3 protein-coding genes and 1 pseudogene are annotated in these 3,466 nt (G+C 66.9%); 2 read left to right on the forward strand and 2 right to left on the reverse strand.

All coding sequences use genetic code 11. The features are described 5' to 3' along the window. A pseudogene (locus WCB02_RS02205) lies at positions 1-827 on the forward strand (cobyric acid synthase CobQ); the annotation flags it as partial. A 17-nt stretch (positions 828-844) separates the two neighbouring features. Here WCB02_RS02205 and cobD read toward each other — a convergent pair. Beyond that, a complete protein-coding gene (gene cobD, locus WCB02_RS02210) occupies positions 845-1,810 on the reverse strand; it encodes a threonine-phosphate decarboxylase CobD (protein WP_423955890.1) in 966 nt (321 codons plus the stop codon). A gap of 9 nt (positions 1,811-1,819) precedes the next feature. After that, positions 1,820-2,743: an adenosylcobinamide-phosphate synthase CbiB gene (cbiB, locus tag WCB02_RS02215; protein ID WP_423955892.1), complete on the reverse strand. Its 924-nt coding sequence runs from the start codon at positions 2,741-2,743 to the stop codon at positions 1,820-1,822. Between the two features lie 174 nt (positions 2,744-2,917). On the opposite strand from cbiB, the gene cobU reads away from it, so the two are divergent. Then, positions 2,918-3,421 (forward strand): bifunctional adenosylcobinamide kinase/adenosylcobinamide-phosphate guanylyltransferase, encoded by a 504-nt coding sequence (cobU, locus tag WCB02_RS02220; RefSeq protein WP_423955894.1) that lies wholly within the window; start codon positions 2,918-2,920, stop codon positions 3,419-3,421. The last annotated feature ends 45 nt before the right edge of the window (positions 3,422-3,466 follow it).

The raw sequence follows: 3,466 nt of genomic DNA on the forward strand, positions 1-3,466 counted from the left end.
GATACGAGTTGATCGCGAAGCGCACCACGTGGCGCGGGTTCGGGATGCTGCCATATTTCGCCCGCGCGATCGAGCTTCCGGCGGAGGACGCGCTGGGACTTGCGGACGCCCGCAAACCGGGGCGACACAAGATCGCCTGTCTCGCGCTGTCGCGGATCGCGAATTTCGACGACCTCGATCCGCTCAAGCTGGAGCCTGACGTCGACCTGGTGATGGTGCGGCCGGGCGAGGCCATTCCGGGCGATGTAACACTTGTGATCCTGCCCGGCTCGAAATCGACCCGCGGCGACCTCGCCTTCCTGCGCGCCCAGGGCTGGGACATCGACATTCTGGCGCACCACCGCCGCGGCGGCCACGTGCTCGGCGTCTGCGGCGGCTACCAGATGCTGGGGCGGCGCGTCACGGACCTGGATGGCATCGAGGGACCGCCCGGCGAGACGCCGGGCCTCGCCCTGCTCGATGTCACCACCGTGATGAGCCCCGACAAGAGTCTCGCCCGCGTCGCCGCAATTCACGCCGAAACCAGCCAGCCGATCGAGGCCTACGAAATCCATATCGGCCGCACCGAAGGGCCCGACCTCGCGCGCCCGTTCGCATTCGTGGACGGCGCGGCGGAAGGCGCGGTGTCCGCCGACGGCCGTGTCCACGGCAGCTATCTTCACGGCCTGTTTGCCTCGGATGGCTTCCGCAGCGCCTTTCTCGCGCGGCTCGGCATCGCCGCGTCAGGCGAGCGCTACCGCAGCAAGGTCGAGTGCGCGCTCGACGCGCTTGCCGATCACATCGAGAAGCATCTGGATATCGACGGCCTGCTCGCTCTCGCGCGTTGATGATTTGAACCTGGTGTCTAGCCCGCAAGCACAGCCGCAAGCCGCGCCCATTCTGCCTCATCGCCGGGGATGCCGAGGCGCAACCAAGCAGGGGCATGCGGAAACACGCGAGACCAGATGCGCGCGCAACCGAGCCTTTCCTGCGCAGCCTTGGCGTCGGCGGTCTCGTAGAGCCGGAACAGCGACGTGCCGCCGATCAGCCGCCAACCCGCGGCACGCACCAATGCGTCCAGCCGCACAGACGACCGGGCAAGCCGCGCCGTCGTCTGTGCGGTCCAGTCACGGTCCAGCAACGCACGGCGCCCGATTTCGATGGCGGCGCCGGAAACCGGCCATGGCCCCGCCTTGGCCGCAAGTGCTGCGAGATCAGCGTCGCCTCCGAGCACGAAACCCAGGCGCAACCCGGCAAGACCGTAGAATTTTCCGAAGGAGCGCAGGACCAGGAGTCCAGCTCTTCCCGCTTCCGGAGCCAGCGACAGGCCGGGCATTGCATCGGCAAAACTCTCGTCGACGATCAGGCAACCCACATGCGGCAGCAGCGCCAGCAGCCTTGCGGGATCATGGCTGCGCCCGTCGGGATTGTTGGGGTTGACGACGATGGCGAGATCGGCGCCGGCAAGCGCATCGAGGTCAGCAACCTCCTCCACCTCCCGACCTGCGGCCCTGAGCACCGCGCCATATTCCTGATAGGTCGGCGCCAGAATCCGCGCCTGGCCGCGTGGCGCGAGCGAGGGAAGCAGCTGAATCGCCGCTTGCGCGCCGGCGATGGCGAGAACTGCGCCGCGCGTGGCGTAGGCTCGACGAGCCGCGTCATGAAGCGAGTCGAGATCGGCGCGCGACGGCAGCGCGCTCCAGTGGCGCGGCTGAAGCTCGGGGACTGGATAGGGGCACCGATTGATGCCGGTGGACAGATCGATCCAATCATCGACTCCCCCGCCGAAACGGCGCATCGCGACATCGAGATTTCCACCGTGATCCAGCATGGCTAATCTCTAGACGAAGGCGAGGATCACAAGAAGCCCGGCCAGTGCCGCCAGCGACCGGACATAAAGCTTCAATCCCCGCACGACATCGTCGGCCACTGGATCGGCGGCATTGCCGTTCAGCCACGGCTCCTCGGCGACACTGCCATGATAGACGCGCGGCCCGCAGAGCCGCACACCGAGCGCACCGGCCATCGCGGCTTCCGGCCAGCCGGCGTTGATCGATCGGTGTTTTCGCGCATCCTTTGCCATGCAGGACATCGCGTCCCCTGGCCGCGGCGCCAGCAGCGTGAACAGCAGCGCGGTCAGACGCGCCGGTATGACATTGGCGAGATCGTCGATGCGCGCCGCCGCCCAGCCGAATGACTGATGCCTTTCGGTGCGATGACCGATCATGGAATCCAGCGTGTTGACGGCCTTGTAGCCGACGATGCCAGGCAATCCCAAAATCGCGCCCCAGAAGATCGGCGCCACCACGCCGTCCGAGGCATTTTCCGCAAGGCTTTCGATCGCGGCACGGGCGATGCCGGCCTCGTCGAGCTGGTGCGGGTCGCGCCCGACGATCATCGATACCGCTGACCGCGCCGATGCCACGTCACCCGATCGCAGCGGATGCGCCACCGCGGCGACGTGGTCATGGAGCGAGCGCAGCGCGACGAAGGGCCAGCCGAACATGCCGAGCAGGATCACGCCGCGCCAGCTCGGGGCGATCGCGCTCTGCACCGCCCATGCGAGAGCGGCCGCCAGGGTAATCACGATCAGCGCCGCCGCGCCCCCCGCGGCTTGCCGCAGCCACGGCGCATCCACCGTCCGGTTCCAGCGTGCGTCCAGCGCGTCGATCAGCCGACCGAGCCAAGTGACGGGATGGCCGATGCGCAGGAACAAGCCGCTGGGCCAACCCAACAGGGCGTCCACCAGCATCGCCACCGCCATTGCTCCGGTAAAACCCACATGACCTCCGCATTCGCCATCCTGATGCGCAAGAAAGGGCGGCCGGCGCAAGCCCCCGTGACGCGATTCAGCGGTTTGCGATTGAGCGATTTACGATCTGGCGATTTGTCTTGGCGCGGGATTGGTGGTTACTGCGCAATCCGGAGCGGAGAACAGATGGCCATCATCCTCATCACCGGCGGGGCAAGATCGGGAAAAAGCGCGCGGGCGGAAATCCGCGCGTGGGGCTTCGCCGGTCAACCGGTCTATATCGCGACGGCGGAGCCGCTCGATTCCGAAATGAGCGATCGGATCGCAAAACACCGCGCGCGGCGCGGGCAGGATTGGCGGGAGCGGGAGACGCCGCTGGAGCTTGCGACAGCCCTGGCGGAGACCGACGGCGGCGGCGCTCGGCTGGTCGACTGCCTGACTCTATGGTTATCCAACCTCATGCATGCCGAGCGCGACTGGACGGAAGAGGCCGCAAAACTCGTGGACGCGCTCGGCCGCCAGCAGAGCCCGGTCGTGCTGGTCAGCAATGAAGTCGGTTCGGGCATCGTTCCCGACAACGCGCTGGCACGACAATTTCGCGATGCCGCCGGACAGCTGAACCAGATGATCGCGCGCGCCGCCGACGAAGTCGAATTCGTCGTCGCAGGCCTGCCGCTGCGGGTGAAATAGCAATGACCGATTTCGTCGAAACCCTGCGCAGCCTGATCACCGACC

This window comes from Bradyrhizobium sp. (assembly GCF_049581145.1).
GTDB lineage: Bacteria > Pseudomonadota > Alphaproteobacteria > Rhizobiales > Xanthobacteraceae > Bradyrhizobium.

What these genes read in the sequence shown, in the direction of transcription:
- cobD (WP_423955890.1), bottom strand. Translation starts at nt 1,810, where the DNA reads ATGCTGGATCACGGTGGAAATCTCGATGTCGCGATGCGCCGTTTCGGC.
- cbiB (WP_423955892.1), bottom strand. Translation starts at nt 2,743, where the DNA reads ATGGCGGTGGCGATGCTGGTGGACGCCCTGTTGGGTTGGCCCAGCGGC.
- cobU (WP_423955894.1), top strand. Translation starts at nt 2,918, where the DNA reads ATGGCCATCATCCTCATCACCGGCGGGGCAAGATCGGGAAAAAGCGCG.